The organism is Streptomyces sp. NPDC037421 (assembly GCF_055602105.1).
In genome coordinates, this window is the sequence record NZ_JBVJWV010000030.1 from 55,635 (window position 1) to 77,292 (window position 21,658).

Consider the following 21,658-nt stretch of genomic DNA (forward strand, 5'->3'; position numbering starts at 1 on the left):
GTATTCGACGAACCGGACCCGGGATGCAGGCGCCACCGCCACCGCGAGAGTGTCCTCGTCGCTGACGTGAAGACGTCGTCGATCAGCCGGGGGGCGCCGGCCCGCCCGCTGCGGTCGGCTACGGCCCGGCGACCTGGTCAGGTTGTCTCTTTGGATTCGACCCGTCCAATCGGATGAGGGCCGGCCGTCAGCGCGTCGCGCGCTGCCTGCCAGGAGGAGTCACCGGGGTGGAGCGCAGTGCGGAGGTAGGCCAGGGTGAGCCGCGCGACGGCGGCGACTCGTTCGGGGTTCTCGTCCGTGGTCTCGGCGACGTCGTAGCCGGAGACCCCGCCGAGCCCGTGCTCCGCGTCGAAGAGAGTGAGCAGGGCCTTGGGGGCCGGGGCGAGGGTGTAGGGATCGGTGTGCCACTCCGGGCCCTGGACGGTCAGGAAGGCGGAGTCGTCCTGGTCGCCGGCGACCACGAGGGCGGGCGTCGCCATCGGGGAGAAGTCCGTGGTCAGGAAGAAGGGGTAGTTCTCGACCGTGAACTCGGTGAGGGCGTCGCCGCCTCGGCCTGGCGCGGCCAGCAGCACGCCCGCCTTGATCCGGGGCTCGGTCAGGTTCACTTCCCCTCCGTCGTGGGGATCGGTGAGTCGGGCGCCCAGGAGCAGGCTCGCGGTGTGCCCGCCCATCGAGTGCCCGGCCACGGCGACTTTGCTCCGCTCCAGACGTCCGGCGAGCTGGGGGACGGCGGCCTCGATGGCGTCGAGCTGGTCGAGGATGCGGGTCATGTCCTCGGCCCGGGTGCGCCAGTGGGGGCGCGCCCCGGGGGTGTCGGGGTCCAGGCTCAGCGTCCGCGAGTCCAGGTGGGTGGGCTGGATCACGACGAAGCCGTGCGCCGCCCAGAAGTCGACGAGGGGGGCGTAGCCGTTCATGGAGGAGAGGTTGTTCGAGAAGCCAAGACCGTGGGAGAGGAGGATGACGGGCAGCTCGTTTCCGGACACCGGGGCGGAGATGCGCACCTGGAGGTCTACGGCTCGGCCGGGAGCCGGCAGCACGACCGGACTGACGGAGATGACGGAAGCGGGCGAGCCGAGGGTGCCGGCCGTGTGCGTCGATGCGGTCATCATGCGCATTCCCTTCGAGGGCCTCGGCGGCCGGGCTCGTAGGGCCGGGCAGCGCGCGAGGCGGGGCAGGAGTGGACCGCGGCTTCAGCTATCCTATAAACGGAGCGCGGTTCCGTTTTCAGAATACGGAGCAATGTTCCGTTTCGTCAACGCCGTCGGAAGGAGAGCGCGGTGCCCACTGCCAGCGAGCCCAGAGGAGCGTCAGCCCGCAGCAAGCGGGCTGACGCAGTGCGCAATCAGCAGACGCTGCTCGATGCCGCCGCCGAGGTGTTCGTGACCTCGGGAGTAGAGGCACCGATCCGCCAGATCGCGGCCCGCGCGGGCGTCGGGATGGGGACGATCTACCGCCACTTCCCCACCCGGGCGGATCTCGTCGTCGCCGTCTACCGCCACCAGGTGGAGGCGTGCGCCGAGGCCGGCCCGGACCTACTGGCCGATGCCGGCTCGCCGATCGAAGCACTCACCCAGTGGGTGGAGCTCTTCGTCGACTTTCTGGTCACCAAGCACGGACTCGCGGGCGCACTGCAATCGGACGGCAGCGGCTTCGACGCACTCCACGCCTACTTCCTCGACCGCCTGGTGCCCGTCTGCACACAACTTCTCGATGCCGCGGTCGACGCCGGCGAGATCCGGGCCGGCACGCGCGCCTACGAGCTGATGCGCGGCATCGGCAACCTCTGCATCGGACACGACAGCGACCCCCGCTACGACCCCCGCCGATTGATCGAACTACTCATCCAGGGACTGCGGCAACCGCAGTCACCCTGATTCGGGCAGCACTCGACGGCCTCCTCGGAGGCACGCCGCCCGGTCCTCGGCACCGGTCACGAGGCATCCCGACGCTCCCGCGGCCAGCGCCCCCGCGGCTTCAAAGAGCGTTTCATCCTGGCTGGGGTGCTTGTGTGGGCTCTTGGGTGGGTGCCCTGCCTGTGAAGGCTGAGGCTGGTGGTCGCCTTCGCGGCATCTGTGGCGGGTGACGACGGTCGAGGGTCCGTTTCGGTCCCTTCGCTCCTGTCTGATCCCAAGGCCCCCCACTCACACCCGTTTGCGCCCTGTGGTCGAGGGTCTGGTCTCGGTACTACCGAAACATGCGCCGAGAGCGACCGTACCCAAGTGACCTGTCCAATGCCCGGTGGGAGTTGATGGAGCCCATCCTGTCGGCCTGGAGGGCCGAGCGGAGAGGGAAGGGCCTGGACATAGGCCGGCCACCCGAGCACGATCTGCGGCGGATCATGGACGCGGTCCTCTACATCGACCACACCGGCATTCCCAGAGAGCCAGCCGCGTCGGGCCGATGTGCCCACGCATCACCTTGACGGCCTGCACAGTGCGACCAGAGGTGATCATTCCAAACACCTTTCCCAGGACAAAGCGCTCTTTCAGCTTGCCGTTTAGCCTCGGCACGAGATGAGTCGGGCGAGCGCCTCTGTGGGCCGGCAGAGCCATCGAAGAAGTGGGCTCATGACCACGAACCAGTGGACGCTGATTCGGCCCTGCTCCTTGTCCAGGATCGCTGGGGCCTCATCCCGGTAGACGTAGCGGAGGTATCGGCGGCGGATGGGTGCTCCTGCTATCAGCAGCACTGGTGAGGTGAGGAGGATGGCTGCCGGGACCAGGGCTCTCGCGGCGGTGAGCTTCGCCTTCTCCTCGTATCGCATGCGCTCAGTGTGCTGATCCTCGATGCCGCTCGTCAGTCTGCTCTGCGGGGTTTGGTGCCGACGCCGTGGTGGGCGGGCCGGGCATACGCCTCACCGGTGGCGAGGACGCGTCCGACGTCGTAACGGGTAGCGGGCCGCCGATCCTTTGAGCCGGGCGGCCTGCCGGAGCCGGGGCGGGTGGGTTTCGGTGCACCGGCTGGCGTGCCGGTCTTCGCGCGCAGGTTCCTGAACCCGCGGCGCACCCGGGCAGGGGTGAGTCTGTTCGGTTCCGCCGGCCTCTCCCACGGGCGGCGGAGATCACGCGTGAGGGAGCGGGCGAGGCGGAGCTGAGCATGCGCGGCCAGGACGAGCCATGTCCAGCGGTCGGCGGCCTGCAAGTCCCGAAGCTTGGGCCGGGTCCAGCCAAGGGTCTGCTTGAGCAGCCGGAACGTGTGCTCCACGTCGAAGCGCCGCAGGAACGACGCCAACACCGGTCGATGTCCTGGGTGGTGGCACCGCTGCCGGACCACCACAGCCAGACGGGCTTGTTCACCCCGCCGCTCGGCAGCTTCTCGACCGACAGGCGGATCACGGTGCCCTCGATGACCGGCAGGGGGCCTTCGTGATCACCCCAGGCTGTCCTACGGGTCAGCCAGGGGTGGAGCCGGTCCCAGGCCTGCGCGGTCGCCACCCCGTACCGGGACGTGTTGGTGACGGTCACCGCGGTGACCTCGCCCCACGTGGCCGGGTCACCGAAGACGAACTCGCCTCCGTGCTTGGGCGGCCGTCCACCCTGTGGCGGGCAGATCCACGGCACCGGAACGGGCTTGCGCATCACCCGGTCCGAGCGGAGCCTACCCAGAACCTCCACGGGCAGGCCGGCCAGGAGGTGGGCGATGCGGGGCGCGTCGTAGCCCGCGCCCAGCACGACCAAGATCTCCGGGTCCCCGTCCCGCCACTGGCCGACGTCCACAATGCGTTGGACGACATCACGGACTTGGTTGGCGGTGACCGCGGCCAAGTCGGCGCCGGGCTCCAGCCGGATCGCATCCAGCAGCGCGGTCCACGAAGTCCGGCCCCTCTCCAGCGCGGTGACGATCGAGTACGGCCGGCCGGGCACCATCTGATGCTTGCCCAAACCCCGGCCGAAGGTATGGCAGAAGGAGCGGTCTGAGGAGGTGTCGGCGTCCGGACGCAACCAAGGGGAGACGTCTACCGCCAGCACCAGCCGACCGTCACCGGCTCGGGGAAACGGGACACCAGTCAGTGCCCGCCGCAGCCGGGCGACGTCGATCCGACCGTGGTTGATCCCGGAGTACAAGGCCCCGTGCCCGCGCCGGTGCTCAGGAGCGAGCGCCAGGTCCACGAAGGTGCGGACCGGACCGTCCTTTTCGGGCGTAGCGGCACAGGACCAGGGGTTGCGTGCCGGAGCGAGGTCGCGGCGGTCATGTGTCAGCGCCAGCAGGTCCACAGGCGTAGCAGCCGGTCGAGGTCGCCGGCGCGGGCGTTCTGGAATGCCAGCGCGTACAGGCGGGCCCGGTATTCGTCGGGCATGCCCGTCAGCGTGGTCACGCCACGGCGCGGTTCGGCCTGAAGTCGGGGTCGGTCTCGGGCCTGGTGTCGACGAACCAGCCGCGGGCGGTCCGGCTGATGCCGACGAAGACCCTCCCGGCGGCTTGCGCCTCTTCGAAGGCGGGGACCACGTGGGCCCTCCTGTGCGACGGTCGGCTTGCTGTTGCTCAAGGCACATCTATGGGCTCGTAGAGCACGTCGGTTCTGAGAATTGTTTTCGTACCCTCAAGAAGCGGGGCCGAGTCGTGAAGCGTCCGATGCCAGAAGAGGAGCGCATCGCCCGGTTCGGGGCGGTGGGCGCTCAATATTTCCTCAGGCTCTGCGAGCCGGGGCCAGTCCGAGAAGTCGCGTTGCGCAAAGGGAAGGTCGTTCTGCCTGTCGGTGATGAACCGCGTTTCTCCGCCCACTGCCTCATACGACAGGTAGACGACGACCGTCAGGTGAGTTCGCGTTCCGTCGGGGGCGAAATAGGGCGAATCGTAGTGCGGGACAAGAAATCCGCCGTGTTCGTACGTGATGAAGCGCATACGGGGATTGACGGACGCCGGCTTCCAGGCCCTTCCGTCTGTATCCGTCGGATCGTCCGGTCCTACTTCAAACGACAGAAACGCCCGCAGCCTGCGGTAGAACTCCGCCGCCAAGACTTCGGAGTCAGCCGTGGCACGAAGAGAGCCGACCGGATCTCCCTCTGCATAGTTGGCGGCAATGCCGTCTAGACCCACCGGCACAAAGCGCTGGGCAGCGAGTTCGGCCGCGAATACCTCCACTTCGGCCGGAGTGAGGAAATGGCGAATCACCCTGGCATCGACGTGGGGGATCTCCGACTCGGTCGGGGACCATGAGCCATCGGCGGATATTCGGCTCAGCGTTTCTTCGGAGAGGTCGAAGGGATTTACCGGCATTCCGAACATGCTCACTTATCCGTCCTGAGGTCATTGTCGATGTCACTGCGGCCGTGGGCCCAAGCGCCCAGAACGGCCGCGGGCGGCACAGTGAGGTGAATGGCGGGACTGCCGGCCACGTACTTGTGCGCGTTGAATCTGTGGAGGTACTCGAAGCGTGCTGCCATTTCCTCGAATTCGAGGTGGGCGAATTCCGGCCAACTCTCTTTGTGTGATTCTCTCTCTGCCGGGGGTCCGGCGGCAGGCGGCCGCCGGGCGGCTGGTGCGCGCGCCGGCATTGGCTCCGGGCTCGTGCTCGACGTCACGGCCGTGCGCGCGGCGGCGGATCGAGGCCCCTGGAGTCAATGCCCGCAGGGAGCGGGGGCCGCTGAGCAATTATCGTCATGATGACGATATTAGACTGGAGTGAACCGCCAAAGCAAGCAGGACGTCCCCAACGCGGCGGAAGGCGGCGGGAGGCGGGGCGGGGACCGGCTCGGGGGACTACCGATGCGCGGTAATCCCAAGCAGCGCTGGGCCGCTCCGTACCGGGTGACCGCACGTGCGGTGTGGGAACACCTCTCTGACGCGGGGCCAGGCCGCCCGGCGTCGCTGTCCGTTGCCAATGAAGTCAGTCGAGTGCGGTGTCCTGACCTGGGTCGACTAAGACTTGTCTGATAATTGATCTTGTGGCAGGTCGAGGTGGGCAGACGGACACGGCGTGGAAGCGGATAGAGCCCTTGTTGCCGCAGGTGGATGGGCGTGGTCGGCCGTGGCGTGATCACCGGCAGGTGGTCAACGGTGTGCTGTGGCGGTTGCGGACCGGGGCTCCGTGGCGTGATCTGCCCGAGCGGTATGGGCCGTGGCAGACGGTCTACGAGCGGTTCGCCCGCTGGGAGGCGGATGGCACGTGGGCAAGGCTGTTGGAGCATGTGCAGGTCCGCGACGACGCGATGGGCCAGGTGGAGTGGACCGTCGCCGTCGACTCCACGATCAAGCGTGCCCGCCAGCACGCCGCCGGCGTACGTAAAAGGGGGCCGCTGACGGGGACGAACTGGAAGATCCGGGCCGCTCGCGGACGCGCCAGGCCTTCGGCCGGTCCCGAGGCGGGCTGACCACCAAGGTCCACCACGCTGTCGAGGGCCGGGGTCTGCCGTTGACCATCGTGCTCACGCCCGGCAATGTCAACGACGCCACCGCGTTCGCCCAGGTCCTCGACGGGATCCGCATCCCGCGCATCGCCACGGGTCGCCCGCGCACGACACCGGTGCGGGTACTGGGCGACAAGGCCTACTCCAGCCGGGCGATCCGGCACCTGCTGCGGCGTCGGGGTATCGCCGTCACGATCCCCGAGCGCCGCGACCAAGCGGCCAACCGCCGGCGCCGAGGGCGCCTTGGCGGCCGGCCGGCCGCCTTCGACAAGGAGGTCTACCGCGACCGCAACGTGGTCGAACGATGCTTCGCACGCCTCAAGCAGTTCCGCGCGATCGCGACCAGGTTCGACAAGCTCGCCAACCGCTACCGCGCCGGAGTCATCCTGGCCTCGCTGACCCTCTGGCTCCGCGAACCAATCCGTGATCATTCGTCAGACAGGCTCTAGGAGCAGGTCGCCGGTGATGGACAGCGGGACGTTCTCGGGTGTCTCTGGAGGGGTGGATATGGCGTTGGAGACCGAAGGCGATTTCGGAGTCGCCGAACGGGGCGAGTGGTCGTATGCGGCGGCCGTCGGGGTAGGACCGCTCCGGTTCGGGATGGCCGTCAGCGAAGTGGTCGAGGCGGCTGAGGTACTCGGCCCGGCGAAGGTCGGCGACTGCCGTCGGCAGTACGCGGTCTTCTCGCAGACGTGGAAGGTCGAAGTCCACCGCCGCGGGGGCACGCATTCTGCACCGGCCGTCACGGCCTACGTGAGTCAGGACGCGGTTCGGAATACTGCCTCTCCGCCAGTGCTGGTCGAGGACGGGCCCCAGGGCGAGCACACCGGGCGCTCCCGGACACGGGAGCGCGGCAAGGTGGAAGGGCCCTGACAACGCCCGTCGAGAGCTTCCCGGCCACGTCGCAAGGTGGCCGGCGGCTCCGCGGGCGGGCTGGCGTTGCCGGTGCGGGTGATGGGGCGCAGGGTGGGAAGACGCCCAGGGGGACCCGCGGTGGAGGGTGGTGCGGGCGATGGCCAGACCGGTGTGGACGGGGGTCTTGGGGTTCGGGCTCGTCAGCCTGCCCGTCGGCCTCTACACGGCCACCGACAGCCACACGATCCGCTTCCACCAGCTCCAGCGCGGGACCGCGGACCGGATCCGGAACCGGCGCGTGAACGAGCGCACCGGCGACGAGGTGGACCTCGCGGACATCGTGAAGGTCTACGACACCGGATCCGAGTACGTGATCGTCGAGCCGCAGGAGCTCGACGAGATCGCTCCCGGCCGCTCCCGGTCAATCGACGTCGCCGGCTTCGTCGACCTGGACACCGTCGACCCCGTCTTCTTCGACAAGACGTACTTCCTCGGGCCCCGGGGAGCCCAGTACGGGAAGGTCTATGCCCTGCTGGAACGTGCCCTGGCCGAGTCGAACAAGGCAGCATCGCCACCTTCGTGATGCGCGGGCGGGAGTATCTGGTCGCCCTGAAGGCGGAGGAGGCAGAGGGCCTCCTGACCCTCCACACGCTGCACTGGGCCGACGAGCTGCGCGATCCGCATGCCGAGGTGCCCGACCTGCCGGGGAAGGTCCAGGCGACGGCGGCGGAGGTGAAGATGGCCATGCAGCTGATCGACGCCCTGGCCATGGAGTGGGAGCCGGAGGCGTTCCACGACTCCTTCCGCGAGAAGGTCGAGGCCCTGGTGAAGGCGAAGGCGGCCGGGGAGACAGTGGAGAAGGCCGAACCGGCGGCGCAGCCGACCGGCGCCGTCGACCTCATGGAGGCCCTGCGCGCCAGTGTCGAACGGGCCAGGAGCCCCAAGGACACCGGCGACAAGGCCGCCTCCCCCGGCGCCCGGGCGGCGGGCGGGAAGAAGACACCGGCCGCGAAGAAGCGGGCGCGCTCCGGATCGGCGGCCAAGGGCCGGGAGCTGATGGCGCTGACGAAGGCTGAGCTGTACGAGAAGGCGGCCGCGGCCGGCATCCCGGGACGCTCGTCCATGAACCACGACCAACTCGCCGACGCCCTCGCCCATACCGGCCGAGGCCGGCGCAGGGCCTGACACACCGGCGGGCGCTGGCGCGGTCAGGCCACCGTGACGCGCAAGACGTACGGTGTGCCCGAGCTGATGGCCTGCGCCTGCTCGCGCAGGTCCGAGTCCGTGAAACCGAGCAACGCGTCGTCGGCGGCCCGGCGCAGCAGCGGCAGGATCTCGGCGGCGGGCCTGCCACGGCGTGCTTCGTTCGGCGGAGGCTCGCTGGTAGGGGGCTCCGTACGTGCTCGCGCTGTCAGCCAGCAGCCGGTGCCTGTCGACACTGATCTCGCTCATGGCCTGCTCCTCACGTCCTCAGCGGTCCCGGGTCCGGACGCTCCGCTTCGACGCTACGGGGGAGGTCTGACAGTGAGCATCTGTGCGCCGCAGCCCCGATTCCGGCCTCCTTCGGCCGCACCAACCGCGGCGGGGCCGACACGCTGACAGCGCTCTTCATATCCTCGTCCTGGTCCGCATGCCGTACGACCTGCGGACACGGGAATATGTGGCCAGACGCACCGCCGAGAGCATGTCCACCAAGGACATCATGCGGTACTTCAAGAGGTTCGTCGTCCGCGAGGTCTACAGGAACTTCACGAGACCCAGCAGCCTGAACACGACAGACCCGGGCAGGGCAGATCATGACGTCGACGGGTTGCCGTCCGTGTGATCGAGATCGAGCGACGCGGCCGCACCAGGGGCGAAGGCAGCCCCCACTCCTCGGCCAAGTACGCCGTGTCCAGCACGGACAACTGGCCGTCGTGACGGCCGATGCCCATCATCTCGCGTCGTCGGTCGGGAACGCGTTCCACAGCTCCGACACCACACCGCCGTTCTGGACCCACAGGATCTCCAGCAGCGAAGCCGGCAGACGGACACCGAGCTGACGCTCGGCATCCTGAACGACCGCGTCGGTCAACGGCAGCTGAACCCATACCGGCCCTCGCCCCAGAACGTCGCCTTGACCTCGTCGAACCCAGCCACGAGCGCATCCTACGGACCCCGCCCAAGGGATTGACGATCCATGGGAGCTTCAACAGCCCTGCCCGAGCTGGATACGCTACGCCGACGCCGCTGGAGCGGCATTCCCGCTGATGAAGTCCTGAGCATGTCCACCCACAGCGTTAGCAGGCGGCCCCGGCCGTCCACGCGGCCGATCCCAGCAACGAGTCCGTCCACGAAACCCACGTCCGCGCGACCGGTTGCCAAGCTTCCGCGGGAAATCACTGCTGGCAGCGTCCGAAGTCCACGACGTAGGTGCCGGTGTTGGACGACGATGCGCCGGCCGGGTCCGCCGCTCCGGGCAGGGCCGCCGCGCCGATGTCGCGCAGGGACGGCTTGAGGATGATGGCGCGGTGGCCGGGGCTGTTCATCCACCAATTGACGGCGGCCTGCGGGGTTCCCGATCCGCCCCAGCCGGTGTACGTGATCTCGCTGAACTCCCACGACCGGGGGTTCGTGCAGTATGCGGCCGCCTGGATGCGGCTCTGCGGTGTCGAGCCGGTCTGGGGGTTGCGGTGGGAGTCCTTGCCCGGCCCCCACCACTTCAGTTGCACGGATGCGGCGGCATGCTGCTGGGCCGCGTTGGTCAGCGGCTGGTTGACGGTGAGGACGGGCAGCCCGCGCTGCGTGCGCTGCGCGTTGATCAGGCAGATCACGGCAGCCCTCGCCTGGGCTGCCGTGCCGGCGGTCGGCGCCCGGTTGACAGCGGCCGGGTCACAGCCCGCGGCTGGTGCCGCAGCCGGGGCGACGGCCCGCTGCCCGTTGATATTGCCTGCCGCGGCGTACCGGCACACCAAAATCCAGCCCGTACTGCCGGCCACGGGTACGCCCTCTTTCACGCCGCAACCGACTGCCGTGGTCGCTGACGCGGGAGACATCCATATCATCTGGGAGTAATGACCCCACGCACGGTAATTGGTGCCCGCGGATGCACTGCTGTTGATCGGGGCATTGTTATCGGCGTCGAATTTGGACTTCTCCGCCGTCCAGCTGAAGCTCACGGAGGGGTCCAGTGCCATCAGCGGCCGTGCCGGGCCAGGGAAGGCGTTGAAAAGGTTCTCACCCTCGTTGCCATTGGTGTCACGGCTGCTGTGGTGCAGTCCGCCGCCCTGGCTGGAGGCAGGGTCATCGGCCCAGGCCTGCGCGTCGCAGGCAAGCTTGGGGTTCCATGCGACAGAAACCACGGAGGAGCCGGGGCTGTACTTCTGAACGGCTGCCCGGCGCGCGTCGTTGTGAATACGGACGATCTCGGCAGCGTCGGCGGCGGATATCCGTGAGCCCGTTCCGGGCGGGGCGTTGGACGAGGGACAGGTGGGAGATTTCCCCTCGGAGGCAGGGGCCGAAGCGGCGTGTGCGTGGGGGGAGCCTGCTGATACCGGGCCCATTATGGCAAGACCGCACACGAGCGCAGCCGCGGTTGCGGAAGGTTTTGGTTTCATGGAACACCCCGAATGCAGGTAAGGGTTCCCATGCGGGCGAAATGCCGGGGTGCCGTGTTCCGCACGCCCGGATCGACCGCACGCGGATGAAGTCGGCGGGGAGGTCTCCGTACGCCGGACGATGAGATCATCGTCGCCCATTCGGCGCAGATCCACCCGCCAGGCCATCGGCCGATTACTCCACTCGGGTGAATACGACGACTGTGGCTGCGATCAGCGTTCCCGCCTCGACACCCACCGCCACAGGGCTCAGCAGCCCGTGCCCAGGAGCGCTGCCCACGGGCGACGCGGTCGCGACGACATTGGGGTAGGGCTGGGAGCCGAAGCCGCGGGCCCTCCCCGGGAATTTCCACCAGTCCCGGCACGGCGACAGGGCTGATGCGTTCTCAGGTTGTGAGATGGAGTAGCTCGCACGCGTGGGCTGGGCGTGACCGGTAATGGTCGGTGGCTGCAGCGAGGTTCGCCCAGCCAGCTTGGCGCATGAGGCCGATGGCGATGTTGCGCAGGGTTGCCATGGCGCGGGGTGCGGTGCCGGTGCGGATGCGGGAGGCATCCTCGGCGAATGTCATGTCTCTGACGTGGTGCAGGGCCTTGACGGACCAGTGTCCGCGGATCAACACGGCGAGCTGGGTGGGGCCGGCCTGCTCGGGGCCGAGGCTGGTGACCGCGTGGATCGTCTTCGTGCCGGTCCTGCCCGTTCGGCGGTTGGTTCGGCGGCGCTTGACCTCGATGGCCTGCACGGCATAAGGGAAGAGCAGGCCGGGGCGGACGGTGCAGACCTTCAGGCGGCGGATCTCGCGGCGGCCGTGGCCGGTGTCCCTCGTGCGGTCCTGGAGCGGTATCTCGCGCCACGGCAGCGTCTTCAACTGCTTGCGCAGTTTCTTCTGATTGCCTTTCACGATCAGGATGTAGTGGCCGCCCTTGGCGAGGACGTATTCGGCGTGGTCGCGCTGGGTGTGCATGGCGTCGGCGGTGATCACGACGCCGCGCAGATCGAGCGGCTCCAGAAGCGGGGCGAACGCGGGGATCTCGTTGCTCTTGGCCTCGGCCCGTCGCTGGGCGATGACCGTCTGGCTGTCGTGCAGGGCGGCGGCGAGCAGGTGTACGGCCGTGCCGTCGGTGCGGCTCCCGCGCACGGTCTTGCCGTCCACGGCCAGCCCGGTCGGTGCGGGTGCGGGTTCCTCGACGGGGTCGGTGGCAAGTCGGGCGAGCCAGGCTCCCACAGCGTCGTCGAGGGCGTCGCCGTCCAGGCGGGCCAGCAGTCGGCCCAGGGTCGTGGCGGCCGGCGTGCAGGCCGCGAGCCCGAGACGTCGGCGCAGGTCCGGGCCGCTGTTGGTGGCGAAGCGCGCGATGCAGGCCAGCGAGGTTGCGCCGCTGAGCACGGCGACCAGGCACAGCGTGAGCAGGACGCCGATGCGGTAGCGGCGACCCCGGACACGGCGCGGGTCCGGAACCCGGTCCAGGACCTCGGCCAGAGTGCGCAGTTCGGTCAGGGAGGAGGGCATTCGAACGCGACCCCTGTTCATGATCTTTGGCTTCGACAACCTTGATCATCAGGAGTCGCGTTCGTCGTTTCCGGTCCGGCGGATCACCCGCGAATGACCACACCTGGGCGAACCACTCATCTCGTCACCCGAGAACGCATCGGCCCTGGACCGCTACGCGCCCGGCGCCCGGTACTGGACTCGTTCGGCTTGGCGCAGGGCATCCATGGTTTCATCGACGGTCAGGAGAACTGTCGTCTCGAACGAGCTAAGCGCGCCGCCTCCACTAATCGCCAGCGCAACCGCGGCCATGGACACGTTGTCGGGGGCCTCCCACAGGTTGTAGCCGTCGTGCGTGCCGAAGGCGTACCAGAAGCCGTGGAGCTTCCCGCCGACGGACTCGATGTACGCCTGAGCGGCCTTTGCGCGGTCCTCGGGGTGGACGATCAGCCTCGCCCAAGTCTCCGGTGTGTAGCTGAACCTCGATAGATAGAGCGGCATCGTGTCTCCCTTTCGTTCCACCAAGGGATGCCCCGGCGGGGCGGGAAACGCGCCGGATGCGGCCCGCGTATCCCCCGAACGGCTGGGGACGATGACCGGCACGGCCACAGCCAACGGGTGAGCGACCTACCCGGGCGCTCTGGCCCTGCTTCGTACACGGTGGCTGATACGTCCGCGTACGGTTCGGTCCGCGTGACCACCACCGGAAACACCCTGCCCACGCGTGCGAGCTACTTCATCTCACAACCTGAGAACGCATCAGCCCTGGGCACGGCGACCCATGGACGGGGTGGTCCTTCTCCGCCGGGTGGGGCAGCAGCGAGAAGCCAAGCGTCACGCTGATGGAGCCCGAGCTTCAGCGTGTGGTCGCCGGCCATGGTGCGGCGTACTTCGTGCTGTCGGATCCGGTTCCTTCATTGCGGGTGCAGTACTGCATGCCGTCGACCTCCAGGACCACGCGCCGGTTTCCCGGGAGCAGCATGAGGAAGTCCATGCGAAGGTTCTGCATGACCTGCGGTCCCCGTTCACGGAGGCTCTTGGGATCCCAGTGGTCCGGGGGCTACTGGACCAACCAGCCCCACGTCCAGGCCCTCCAGGCCTGGACCGACCGTTGGGACCCGGCCCCGCCGCCGGACGCTCCGCAGCTCCGCCCGAGGCACTCGCCGAACGCGCCCGCAACGCCGCAGCGGGACTGAGGAAGCCGGCGCCACTCCGTTTCGCCCAGGACGTCCTGCAGCATCAAGGTGTTCACGTACACCAGGGCGGATTACAGGATGCGCAGGCACGGGACGAACATCTCCTGCTCGGCGCGCCGATTCGAGACGATCTCCCCACCTTCGCCGTAGGCGATCACGTGGGTTCGGCCTTCGGGTTCAGGCGAACACGCGGGTGGGTGCCGAGCGGGTCGCCCCTGGGTGCCTCGTCTGGGAACGGGTCTGACACCGTTGGAGTCATGAGAGCCGAAGCAACGACACCGGAGCCGGAAACGCCTCTGCAGAGTGGCCTCACGTCTCTGGGGGAGGTGGCATGACGTTATCAGGCGGATGAGATACGGCCGGAGGACCTGCCGATGATCGCGGCTGAGGCACTCGCAGCCGGGCTGGACACCCCGACGCTGTGCGAACTGGCCGGTTTGCCTCGCCACGCGGATGCCCGCGATATTCGCGACGCGTTCGAGCAAGCACTTTCCGAGTCGGGAATCGGGTTGCCGGATCGGGGCTTGGCGCGGCGCCACGCTCTGCGCCGGATGGCGGCGAGACTCATCGATGGAGAAATCACTCCCGCCGGCCTGGCGACGGACGGCTGGTGGGAGACGGAGGCCGAGACCGTGGCGGAGCAATCGTTCGTGGCGCTGATCCCGCAATGCGAATGCTGCATTGAGTACACGTTGGGGCTTGTCCGGCAGACGTGGGCGGCCCAGCTGCGGATCGCTTCCCTCGCCCTGACATCGTCTCCGCCGTTCGGCCCCGGATGCTGATTCTGCCCGGCGTGCTCACCCTCGAAGAAGGCGTGGACCGGTCAAGCAGGATTCACTGAGGTGGCTGTTCAGCGGCCTGGTCCAGCAGCACCCGTGCGGAGTTCGCGTACCGGATCGCGGTCTTCTCGTCCAGGCCGAAGACCTCGTCGAGGTGAAGGGCGTCAGTGCTCTGGGAGAGGGCTTCTTCGAGCTGCCGGTCGACGCGGAGCGCTTCGATGCCAACCAGGGGCTCGGGCTGTGAACGTCCTGGAGAACCACGGCGGTCCCGGGGGCTGACGCTGGAGCAGCGGGACTGGGGACTGCGGAAAGGGAGCGGGCCCCTGGCCGCGGGTGGCCGGATGAGAGCATGACGGCTTGATCGTCACAGCTCGGAAGGAAAGTCCATGAGCCGGGGACCGGTGACCTACGAGGTCAAGTACAGGGGGTCCGCCCCGCTCGTCATACGCAAGGGCGGGAACGGCGAGGAGAGCGGGGCGGGTTGGCTCAGCCGCGACGCCTACGGGCCTGAGCACGACCAGCACGCGGAGGCGCGCTCCTTCACCGTCCTCGCGGATGGCGGGGTCCCGTCCGCGTTCGTGCGCACCGAGCAGTACGGTTCGCGCGTGAGTGGCCAGCCGACCGTCTACCGCGTCCTGGACCACTTCGGAGCGTTGTTGGGGCGGATAACGTACAGGCGCCGCCCCGCGTTGCGGATCGGCCGGACCAGATGGACGCTGGAGCCGGCGGCAGGGCCGGCCCTGCGCGGCTTCGCGGGCCGCCCGGCGTGGTGGGCTGTGTGGTGGCCGACGGGGATGCTGCTCAGGTGGATCTGCATCGTCATCGCCGTCCTCGCCGAGGACGATGGCGGCTTCCGCCCGCCCCGGCGCGTGACCTGGCGCGACGGCTCGGGCCGGGCCGCGCTCGTCTTCCGGGGCATGGCCGAGGACTACCGGGTCCGGACCGGGGAGCTGGACCCCCGCCTGATCACCGCGCTCGTGGCACTGCACCAGTCCTTCGACTGGCCCGAGGAAGCAGGCGCCTTCGGCTGGTACGGAGCCTGAGCGCCGGGGACGGCGTCCGGAGTTGAAGGCACCGGTGTCGGCCACGGTGAAGCCGTGTCCGGTGCCGGGGAAGCCCCCGAAGTTCCCGACCTTTACAGTTGCAGTGATCATCTTTTTTACGGAGAGGGAGCTTGGGGTGACGAGCAGGGCAAGACGTCTGGCCGTATGGGGCACGGCGACGGGTCTGGCACTGGCACTGACGGCCTGCCAGGGCGCGGCGAGCACCGCGGGCAACACCAAGCAGGGCACCGACGGTGAGCTGCTGGCCAAGTCCGTCCAGCTGTTCAGGGACGCGCCGTCGGTGCGGGTGACGGCCAAGGCCGCGGTCGCCATGGGGAGCGGAGTGGAGATATCCGTCGACCGTGACAAGAACTGCCGCGTCGACGCCCAGGGCGGGTTCTTCCACGTTGCCGTCGAACGCGGCGGCCGCACCTGGATGAGCTGGAGTGACGACTACCTCCAGAAGGCGGCGACCAGCCCGGACGGTGAGCGGCTGGACAAGGAGCTGCGCGGCAAGTGGCTGGAGCTCGGCCAGGACGGCCGTATCCGCAAGAGCATGGTCGACTTGTGCGACCTGACGGCCCTGCGCAGCGTCACGGACCAACTGGCAGAACCCCGCCAGAGCGCCACCCGTGGGCCCGAGGCCACCGAGGACGGCGAGCGCCTCGTCCCCGTGCGCCGGGGCGAGGACGGCAATGCGGTGACCGCGTACGTCGAGGTCGGCGAGAAGCCCTACCCGCGCAAGCTCGTCGTGGACGCAGCGACGTTCGCCCCCACGCCGGTCGAGTTCTGGCTCGGCTCGTACGGCGAACCGGTCACCGCGGAACCGCCGGCCGCCTCGCAGACCGTCCGCTCGGCAGCCGTCGAGGCCCTGGCGGAGAAGAACCTCGCGGCCGGCCTGCCCAGCAGCTAGTGCTCTGACCGGGCAGCCGGTCGGCATCACCAAGTAGGCGGAACTCGTCACATGATCTTCACCGACGAACAAAGGGTGGCTCGATGCGCATGCGCACGGTGATCCGTCCCGCGGTGGCCGTCGCCATGGCGGGTGTCCTGCTGGCCGGGTGCGGCGCCTCCCGGCAGGAGGTGCTGGACATGGTCGGGCTGCAGCTGCCGGACTGCGAGACGGAGAAGCTGCGCTACTCCGGTTCCAAGATGTTCGGAGGGGAGATGACACTGAGCTTCACCGCGTCGAAGTCCTGTGTGGACGAATACCTCACGGACCACGGCGTCGTGCTCGCACGCTCCACGCTCTGGCCGTACGGCGAGACCATCGTCGACGAAAAGATCGAACCGCAGGCCAAGACGCCGTTCCCGAAGGACGTCATGGACCAGCTCGGGCTGAAGGTGGAGCCCGGGCGCTCGTACCCCATGTACACGACCTTCACCACGCACAAGAACCCCACCTTCGACCTGCTGGTCGACGAGCAGGGGGACCGGGTGAGCGTGTACCTGGTGTTCGTGACCCTCCCCGACTACTGATCTTTTCGTAAGTCGGGTGGGTGTGGTGGGTGGATGGTCAGGCCGGTATGGGCGAGGAATGACCATGGCAGTCGGGGGTTGGTGTTGATGCGGTGGATGCCTTGGTCGGCAGCGTCGGCGACATCGGCGAGGTGGTCGCCGGCGAGGTGCCGCGCGCGAAGGCCTCGTGGGTGGTGGCAACCGCTGTGGGGTCCCGCTCCCTGGTCGCCTGCCGCGACCTCGGCACGGCAGGGGTGTGACGGGGTGATCCGGAAGCTGCCGGCACGCAGTTGCCGATCCGCCGGGGCTCCCCCGACCCGGACCATGGCCCGTCCGGGGTACGCCGGACGTGGCGGCCGTACCCCGGGGGTGAGGGACGGTGGCTGGCGCTGGGGTACGGCCGGCCCGGGCCGGTTGCGGCCGGGCCGGCCGTGGCCGGTCCGGGGGTGGGCCTAGCAGTGCACCCTGCTGCCGCCGCCCCGCAGGTAGTCGTCGCGGATCCAGCCCTTCACCCCGGTGGTGTCGTTGCGGACGTAAGTCCAGGAGTAGCCGCCGCCGTCGGACTTGTAGCAGTGGTAGTCCAGTGTGTGGTTCGGCGTGGCGACGCCCTTGGACCCGCAGCCCGTGCTGGGGCCGGAGCGCTCGTTGACGTTCTCCTTGGCGGACTTGCTCCAGGTGGAGTCGTCCTTGTCGGCCGGGTTCTCGTTGCAGGCGAACGGCGCTGCGGCGGCCGGGCCCGCCGAGACGACGGGCATCAGCACCGCGCCGAACAACAACGCGGCGGAGGCCAGGGCATGGCGCTTGGACGGTCGCATGGTGAGGTTCCCCCCTCTGTCATGTGAACGGTCGGCCACGACTCTGCCAACCACGGCCGGCCGGCTCCATAGCAGCCGGTGCCAGCCCCTTGGGAATCCGTGCCGATCATGCCGGCCAGGGCCAATGCCCGGAACTCGCCCGGCGGCATTCCGTAGGCGCCCCGGAAGGCACGGGTGAAGTCGGCGGGACGTACGCAGCCCCAGCGTGCGGCGATGGCTTGGACGGTGCTCGTGGCCTGCGCAGGGTCGGCCAGGTCGCGGCGGGCGTGTTCGAGGCGCTGGCGCCGTATGAAGGCACCGACCGGCTCGCCGTACGGCTGGAACAGCCGGTGCAAGGAGCGCAGGGAGATCTGGTGGGCGGCGGCGACCGTGGCCGGGGTCAGCTCCGGGTCCGTCAGCCGGCCGAGGATGAAGTGTCTGATCCGGGCGTGGAGGACACTCTGGCGGGCGTCGTCCGGCAGGGGGCGCCGGCTGCCGAGGTGGCCGGCGAGGACGGCTGCCGTCAAGCCGAGGACGGCGTGCTGGAGGCGGATGCCGTCGTCCGGGCTGAGAGCGTGCCTCTCCTCGCACACGCCGATCAGCAGACCGACCAGGAGCCGGCCTACGCCGTCCCGCGCGGGGACGGGAACGGCCAGTACCCGCCGTACGTCGCGCTCGGGCAGTGGCAGCAGCCTCCTGGGGAACCGCAGGACCAGACCGGTGGGCGGGCGGCCGTGCGGCGAGGCCGCGGCGTCGACGGGGCGGGTGCCGTCGAAGAGGACCAGGTCACCGGGGGCGGGCGCGCGGCCGCCGCGGTTCTGTTCGATGCTCCCGCAGCCGGTCAGGATCACCGCGAGCTGGTAGAGGTCGGTGTCGGGGTGCCTGGTCGGGGCGGGCGTGCGTTCGGAGCAGTGGGGGGTGTGGGTGAGGTGCGAGAGCCGCGCCGCACCGAGTCGCACCGCCGCGGGGCGGGCATCGGCGGTGGCGGAGGTGGCGGGTGTCTGCGCCCGGTCGTCGGCTTTGCGGTCAGGCCCGGATAACTCACCGTTGTCGTGTGAAATTTCCATGAACGGTACATTTCCCCGGCATGGCGGTGCACGAAAGAGGAGATTACGTCTTGGCCGGCCGAACGGAGTCGCCGTAGAGCACATTGCGCCAGTCGGCAGACGCAGAGCCGGCGTTCCCCCTCACCAGCCCAGGCGGGTGACGTGGTCCCCCGGTCTTCCGGCAGGCCCTCGCCCTGGACGCCGCCGCCCGGACCCGCGGCCGCAGCTGGGCGCCGGCCACCGGCTTGAGCGCCCACACCGCCTACGCCGCAACCGTCCCGCGCGTCGCCGCCCAGACCACCCGGCAGATCACCCAGGCACTGCTCGGCCAGAGGGTGTTGCAGGAGGTCGGGCTCGGGTAGGCCTGAGTGGTGCTTGGCCTGCTGTTTCACCGTGCGGGGGTGAGGTCGTGCATGGTGGCGACGGCCTGGATGGCCAGTTCTTCATCCGGGCGAAGGCGTGCTCGACACGGGCACGGACCCGCCGGTGTTCGGCGTCGTCCTCCTCCTGCGGTGCGGCGATCAGCCCGTGCCGAGGCAGACGCCGTCCGCGATCACCGTCGTCCCGGCCGCCGCGGCCGGTCAGCCCGGGAGCGGAGGACGTGGCGGCGATCGGTGTCGTCGTGTCCAGCTGCCCGTTGGAACGCCCCCTGTGGCGGGCCACCGTCCTCGCAGTCCGAACGGGCGGGCCGGGACCTCGCGTGGCGTGCGCCCCGTGCCCTGGTCGGCCCAGCAGTGGCAGGTGGCAGGGCGGCGCGGCACGGCTCTCCGTGTGTCTTCTCCTCATGCTCCGCGCAGCCCGCCCCTCTGCTTTCCTGCGGCGCGGTCACGCACCACACTGTTGCCTCATGGATATCTGCGTCTTCCTTTCCGCGGCTGATCTCGACGACCGCTACACCAGCCCCGCCCGCCAGTTCGGTGAACTCCTCGGCAAGGCCGGCCACACGCTGGTGTGGGGAGGTTCCGAAAGCGGCCTGATGAAGGTCGTCGCGGACAGTGTCCAGTCGGCAGGGGGCCGGCTCGTGGGCGTGTCGGTGGAGTTCCTGGCCGCCAAGGCCCGCAAGAACGCGGACGAGATGTTCATCGCCCGCGACCTCGCCGAACGCAAGGCGCTGCTCCTGGCCAAGGCCGACGCCGTCGTGATCATGGTGGGCGGGACCGGAACGCTGGACGAGGCGACCGAGATCCTGGAGCTCAAGAAGCACGGGAGGACCGACAAGCCGGTGGTGCTCCTCAACACGGCGGGGTTCTACGACGGCCTGAAGGAGCAGTTCCGGCGTATGGCGGAGGAGGGCTTCCTGCCCGTGCCGCTGCACGACCTGGTCTTCTTCGCCGACGACGCCGTCACGGCGCTCGCCTACCTGGAGGAGAACGTGACGGCCCGGCCCGTTGGAAGATCAGGCGCCTCCCGGACGTTGCCGGGGCATGAAGATCAGTGAAGCCGCCAGGGAGAGCGGTGTCAGCGCGCGGACGCTGCGGTACTACGAAGACGAGGGGCTGGTCGTCGCCGGCCGGCTCGCCAACGGGTACCGGGACTACGGGCCGGCGACCATCGAGCGGGTGCAGGTGATCCGGACGCTGCTGGAAGCCGGGCTGCCGGTGCGGCTGATCAAGGAGGTGCTGCCCTACGTGACGACGGATCAGGGGGTGTGCCCGGCGTTCCTGGCGGACGTGGAGCGCTACCGGGACCGGCTGGCGGAGCGGATCGCGGGCCTGAGCGATCAGCGGGCGGCCCTCGACGCCTTCCTCGCGGCATCCCGCCGGGGATCCGCTTGAGACACGGGTGTTGACCTTGCCGTATGCGTCAGGGTTCTACGTTCTGCCCATGGACATCACCGAGCAGTCCCAGAGCGTATTGATGCAGAACTCCCTCAAGGGTCCCGAGGACCTGACCCTCAGGCGTGGCCATCCCCTGCCCGTCCCGGGGAAGGGCGAGTACCTGGTCCGCGTCGGGGCGGCCGGGGTCAACTTCGCGGACGTCATGCAGGCCCACGGCGACTACGAGGGCGGACCAGCGGCCCCCTACGTCGCCGGCTTCGAAGCGGCGGGCGAGATCGTCGCCGCCGGTCAGGGGACCGAGGGCCCGCTCCCGGCCGGAAGCCACGTGGTCGGTTCGGGCCACGGAGCGTTCGCGCAGTACATGCTGATGCCGGCCGACAGGGTCCTTCCCGTCCCGGACGGCTGGAGCGGCGCCGAGGCCCTCGGTCTCGTCATCAACTGGGCGACCGCGCTGGCGGCCCTGAAGAAGCTGGGCGAGATCCGGCGGGGTGACACCGTCCTGGTCCACGCGGCGGCGGGCGGGGTCGGGCAGGCCGCCGTGCGCATGGCCGTCCACTACGGAGCCACCGTCATCGCCACGGCCTCGCCCTCCAAGCACGACACGGTCAAGGCCCTCGGCGCCGCCCACGTGCTGGATCCCTCGCACCCCGATCTCGCCGGGCGGATCCTGCGTCTGACGGGGCCGGTCGACCTCGTCCTGGAGTCCACCGGGCGAGCGACGTTCGGGGCGAGCCTGGCGGTCACCAAGGCCATCGTCGGCCGCGTGATCGTCTTCGGCGCTGCCTCGGGCCACGCGAGCCTGACCACCCACGACCTGGTGTTCACCCACCGGGTCCAGGTGAAGGGCCTGCACATCCTCGCGCTGGCGGAGGCGGCCCCCGCCGCCTTCCAGGGGTTGCTGACCGAGCTGGAGGACCTCATCGCCAAGGGCGTCTACCCGCCCGGCACTCCCACGGTGTACCCGCTGTCGGAGGGGCCGGCGGTGCTCCGGCGTCTCGCGGCGCGCCAGACGCAGGGCAAGCTCGCCCTCGACCCCTGGCGGTAGCCGGCGAAGGCGATGGCTGCTGCGGGCCGGGCGGGACGCAACACGCGACCGGCGGCCCTTCGTACACGAAAGCGGCCGGGGAGGCGCAGCGGCACATGGCGGCGGAGGACTCGGCAGCCGCCGTCGTGACGGCCGTGGGACGGCTGGCCGACCCGGCCGTGGCGTGCTCGACGCCGCTTTCGGACGGCTTTGCCGGGCGGTCGACGGCCCCGCCGAGGCAGAGGTTGCGCAGGGCGC

At 69.4% G+C, this 21,658-nt stretch carries 24 protein-coding genes and 5 pseudogenes; 15 read left to right on the top strand and 14 right to left on the bottom strand.

All coding sequences use genetic code 11. From position 1 onward, the window contains the following. Positions 1–137: 137 nt before the first annotated feature. Positions 138–1,106: an alpha/beta hydrolase family protein gene (locus tag ACZ7IF_RS31205; protein WP_470978322.1), complete on the bottom strand. Its 969-nt coding sequence runs from the start codon at positions 1,104–1,106 to the stop codon at positions 138–140. A gap of 171 nt (positions 1,107–1,277) precedes the next feature. Here ACZ7IF_RS31205 and ACZ7IF_RS31210 point away from each other — a divergent pair, with 171 nt between their 5' ends. Beyond that, positions 1,278–1,874, top strand: coding sequence for a TetR/AcrR family transcriptional regulator (locus ACZ7IF_RS31210; RefSeq protein WP_470978194.1), 597 nt, complete (start codon positions 1,278–1,280; stop codon positions 1,872–1,874). Positions 1,875–2,194: 320 nt separating this feature from the next. Next, a pseudogene (locus tag ACZ7IF_RS31215) lies at positions 2,195–2,377 on the top strand (transposase); the annotation flags it as partial. A gap of 120 nt (positions 2,378–2,497) precedes the next feature. Here ACZ7IF_RS31215 and ACZ7IF_RS31220 read toward each other — a convergent pair. The 4 genes and pseudogenes from ACZ7IF_RS31220 to ACZ7IF_RS31235 form a co-directional block, all read right to left on the bottom strand. Then, entirely contained in the window at positions 2,498–2,764 is a 267-nt protein-coding gene (locus tag ACZ7IF_RS31220; protein ID WP_470978197.1) for a hypothetical protein, read from the bottom strand. 32 nt (positions 2,765–2,796) lie between these two features. Further along, a pseudogene (locus ACZ7IF_RS31225) lies at positions 2,797–4,130 on the bottom strand (NF041680 family putative transposase); the annotation flags it as partial. A gap of 181 nt (positions 4,131–4,311) precedes the next feature. Then, entirely contained in the window at positions 4,312–4,446 is a 135-nt protein-coding gene (locus ACZ7IF_RS31230; protein WP_470978200.1) for a hypothetical protein, read from the bottom strand. Between the two features lie 36 nt (positions 4,447–4,482). Then, positions 4,483–5,226, bottom strand: coding sequence for a 2OG-Fe(II) oxygenase (locus ACZ7IF_RS31235; protein ID WP_470978325.1), 744 nt, complete (start codon positions 5,224–5,226; stop codon positions 4,483–4,485). A 659-nt stretch (positions 5,227–5,885) separates the two neighbouring features. On the opposite strand from ACZ7IF_RS31235, the gene ACZ7IF_RS31240 reads away from it, so the two are divergent. The 3 genes and pseudogenes from ACZ7IF_RS31240 (at position 5,886) to ku (ending at position 8,387) form a co-directional block, all read left to right on the top strand. Beyond that, positions 5,886–6,796, top strand: a protein-coding gene (locus tag ACZ7IF_RS31240; RefSeq protein ID WP_470978203.1) for an IS5 family transposase whose coding sequence is annotated in 2 segments (ribosomal slippage) — positions 5,886–6,225 and positions 6,225–6,796 — 912 coding nt in all. Because the reading frame shifts where the segments join, the coding sequence is not laid out codon by codon here. A 16-nt stretch (positions 6,797–6,812) separates the two neighbouring features. Further along, entirely contained in the window at positions 6,813–7,220 is a 408-nt protein-coding gene (locus tag ACZ7IF_RS31245) for a hypothetical protein (protein WP_470978206.1), read from the top strand. 139 nt (positions 7,221–7,359) lie between these two features. Next, positions 7,360–8,387, top strand: a pseudogene (gene ku / locus ACZ7IF_RS31250) (non-homologous end joining protein Ku). Between the two features lie 23 nt (positions 8,388–8,410). Here ku and ACZ7IF_RS31255 read toward each other — a convergent pair. Then, positions 8,411–8,641: a hypothetical protein gene (locus tag ACZ7IF_RS31255; protein ID WP_470978209.1), complete on the bottom strand. Its 231-nt coding sequence runs from the start codon at positions 8,639–8,641 to the stop codon at positions 8,411–8,413. A 191-nt stretch (positions 8,642–8,832) separates the two neighbouring features. Between ACZ7IF_RS31255 and ACZ7IF_RS31260 the strand changes: the two genes are divergently transcribed. After that, on the top strand, positions 8,833–9,027 hold the full coding sequence (locus ACZ7IF_RS31260) for a hypothetical protein (RefSeq protein WP_470978212.1): 195 nt from the start codon (positions 8,833–8,835) through the stop codon (positions 9,025–9,027). A gap of 108 nt (positions 9,028–9,135) precedes the next feature. Here the strand turns inward: ACZ7IF_RS31260 and ACZ7IF_RS31265 are convergent, their stop codons facing one another. The 5 genes from ACZ7IF_RS31265 to ACZ7IF_RS31285 form a co-directional block, all read right to left on the bottom strand. Next, positions 9,136–9,276, bottom strand: a complete 141-nt coding sequence (locus ACZ7IF_RS31265) for an SMI1/KNR4 family protein (protein WP_470978215.1) — start codon at positions 9,274–9,276, stop codon at positions 9,136–9,138. Positions 9,277–9,580: 304 nt separating this feature from the next. Then, complete coding sequence (locus ACZ7IF_RS31270) at positions 9,581–10,966, bottom strand: CAP domain-containing protein (protein WP_470978218.1); 1,386 nt, start codon at positions 10,964–10,966, stop codon at positions 9,581–9,583. 218 nt (positions 10,967–11,184) lie between these two features. Beyond that, entirely contained in the window at positions 11,185–12,303 is a 1,119-nt protein-coding gene (locus tag ACZ7IF_RS31275; protein ID WP_470978221.1) for an ISAs1 family transposase, read from the bottom strand. Between the two features lie 153 nt (positions 12,304–12,456). After that, positions 12,457–12,783 (bottom strand): GYD domain-containing protein, encoded by a 327-nt coding sequence (locus tag ACZ7IF_RS31280; RefSeq protein ID WP_470978223.1) that lies wholly within the window; start codon positions 12,781–12,783, stop codon positions 12,457–12,459. 355 nt (positions 12,784–13,138) lie between these two features. Continuing rightward, complete coding sequence (locus ACZ7IF_RS31285) at positions 13,139–13,291, bottom strand: hypothetical protein (RefSeq protein WP_470978226.1); 153 nt, start codon at positions 13,289–13,291, stop codon at positions 13,139–13,141. A 561-nt stretch (positions 13,292–13,852) separates the two neighbouring features. Between ACZ7IF_RS31285 and ACZ7IF_RS31290 the strand changes: the two genes are divergently transcribed. From ACZ7IF_RS31290 to ACZ7IF_RS31310, 5 genes are all read left to right on the top strand, one after another. Next, positions 13,853–14,260: a hypothetical protein gene (locus tag ACZ7IF_RS31290; protein WP_470978229.1), complete on the top strand. Its 408-nt coding sequence runs from the start codon at positions 13,853–13,855 to the stop codon at positions 14,258–14,260. Between the two features lie 383 nt (positions 14,261–14,643). Beyond that, the gene (locus ACZ7IF_RS31295; RefSeq protein ID WP_470978232.1) at positions 14,644–15,300 is read left to right on the top strand and encodes a hypothetical protein; all 657 of its coding nucleotides are present in this window, start codon (positions 14,644–14,646) and stop codon (positions 15,298–15,300) included. 136 nt (positions 15,301–15,436) lie between these two features. After that, positions 15,437–16,213 carry a hypothetical protein gene (locus ACZ7IF_RS31300; RefSeq protein ID WP_470978235.1) on the top strand — a complete coding sequence of 259 codons (777 nt, stop codon included), beginning with the start codon at positions 15,437–15,439 and terminating at the stop codon, positions 16,211–16,213. 83 nt (positions 16,214–16,296) lie between these two features. Further along, positions 16,297–16,779 carry a hypothetical protein gene (locus tag ACZ7IF_RS31305; RefSeq protein WP_470978238.1) on the top strand — a complete coding sequence of 161 codons (483 nt, stop codon included), beginning with the start codon at positions 16,297–16,299 and terminating at the stop codon, positions 16,777–16,779. 92 nt (positions 16,780–16,871) lie between these two features. Next, positions 16,872–17,018: a hypothetical protein gene (locus ACZ7IF_RS31310; RefSeq protein WP_470978240.1), complete on the top strand. Its 147-nt coding sequence runs from the start codon at positions 16,872–16,874 to the stop codon at positions 17,016–17,018. Positions 17,019–17,210: 192 nt separating this feature from the next. Here the strand turns inward: ACZ7IF_RS31310 and ACZ7IF_RS31315 are convergent, their stop codons facing one another. Continuing rightward, positions 17,211–17,573 (bottom strand): SH3 domain-containing protein, encoded by a 363-nt coding sequence (locus ACZ7IF_RS31315; RefSeq protein WP_470978243.1) that lies wholly within the window; start codon positions 17,571–17,573, stop codon positions 17,211–17,213. Next, positions 17,513–18,619: a helix-turn-helix domain-containing protein gene (locus ACZ7IF_RS31320; RefSeq protein WP_470978246.1), complete on the bottom strand. Its 1,107-nt coding sequence runs from the start codon at positions 18,617–18,619 to the stop codon at positions 17,513–17,515. The genes ACZ7IF_RS31315 and ACZ7IF_RS31320 overlap by 61 nt, the downstream gene beginning before the upstream one ends. Positions 18,620–18,774: 155 nt before the next feature. Here ACZ7IF_RS31320 and ACZ7IF_RS31325 point away from each other — a divergent pair. After that, positions 18,775–18,960: pseudogene (locus ACZ7IF_RS31325) on the top strand (hypothetical protein); the annotation flags it as partial. 73 nt (positions 18,961–19,033) lie between these two features. Here ACZ7IF_RS31325 and ACZ7IF_RS31330 read toward each other — a convergent pair. Further along, positions 19,034–19,179: pseudogene (locus ACZ7IF_RS31330) on the bottom strand (IS5/IS1182 family transposase); the annotation flags it as partial. Between the two features lie 266 nt (positions 19,180–19,445). On the opposite strand from ACZ7IF_RS31330, the gene ACZ7IF_RS31335 reads away from it, so the two are divergent. Genes ACZ7IF_RS31335 through ACZ7IF_RS31345 form a run of 3 tightly spaced genes read left to right on the top strand, consistent with a single transcriptional unit; the run spans position 19,446 to position 21,421 of the window. Then, positions 19,446–20,036 (top strand): LOG family protein, encoded by a 591-nt coding sequence (locus ACZ7IF_RS31335; protein WP_470978249.1) that lies wholly within the window; start codon positions 19,446–19,448, stop codon positions 20,034–20,036. Further along, positions 20,023–20,373, top strand: coding sequence for a MerR family transcriptional regulator (locus ACZ7IF_RS31340; protein WP_470978253.1), 351 nt, complete (start codon positions 20,023–20,025; stop codon positions 20,371–20,373). Before ACZ7IF_RS31335 ends, ACZ7IF_RS31340 begins: the two co-directional genes overlap by 14 nt. A gap of 49 nt (positions 20,374–20,422) precedes the next feature. Continuing rightward, positions 20,423–21,421 (top strand): zinc-binding dehydrogenase, encoded by a 999-nt coding sequence (locus tag ACZ7IF_RS31345; RefSeq protein WP_470978256.1) that lies wholly within the window; start codon positions 20,423–20,425, stop codon positions 21,419–21,421. The last annotated feature ends 237 nt before the right edge of the window (positions 21,422–21,658 follow it).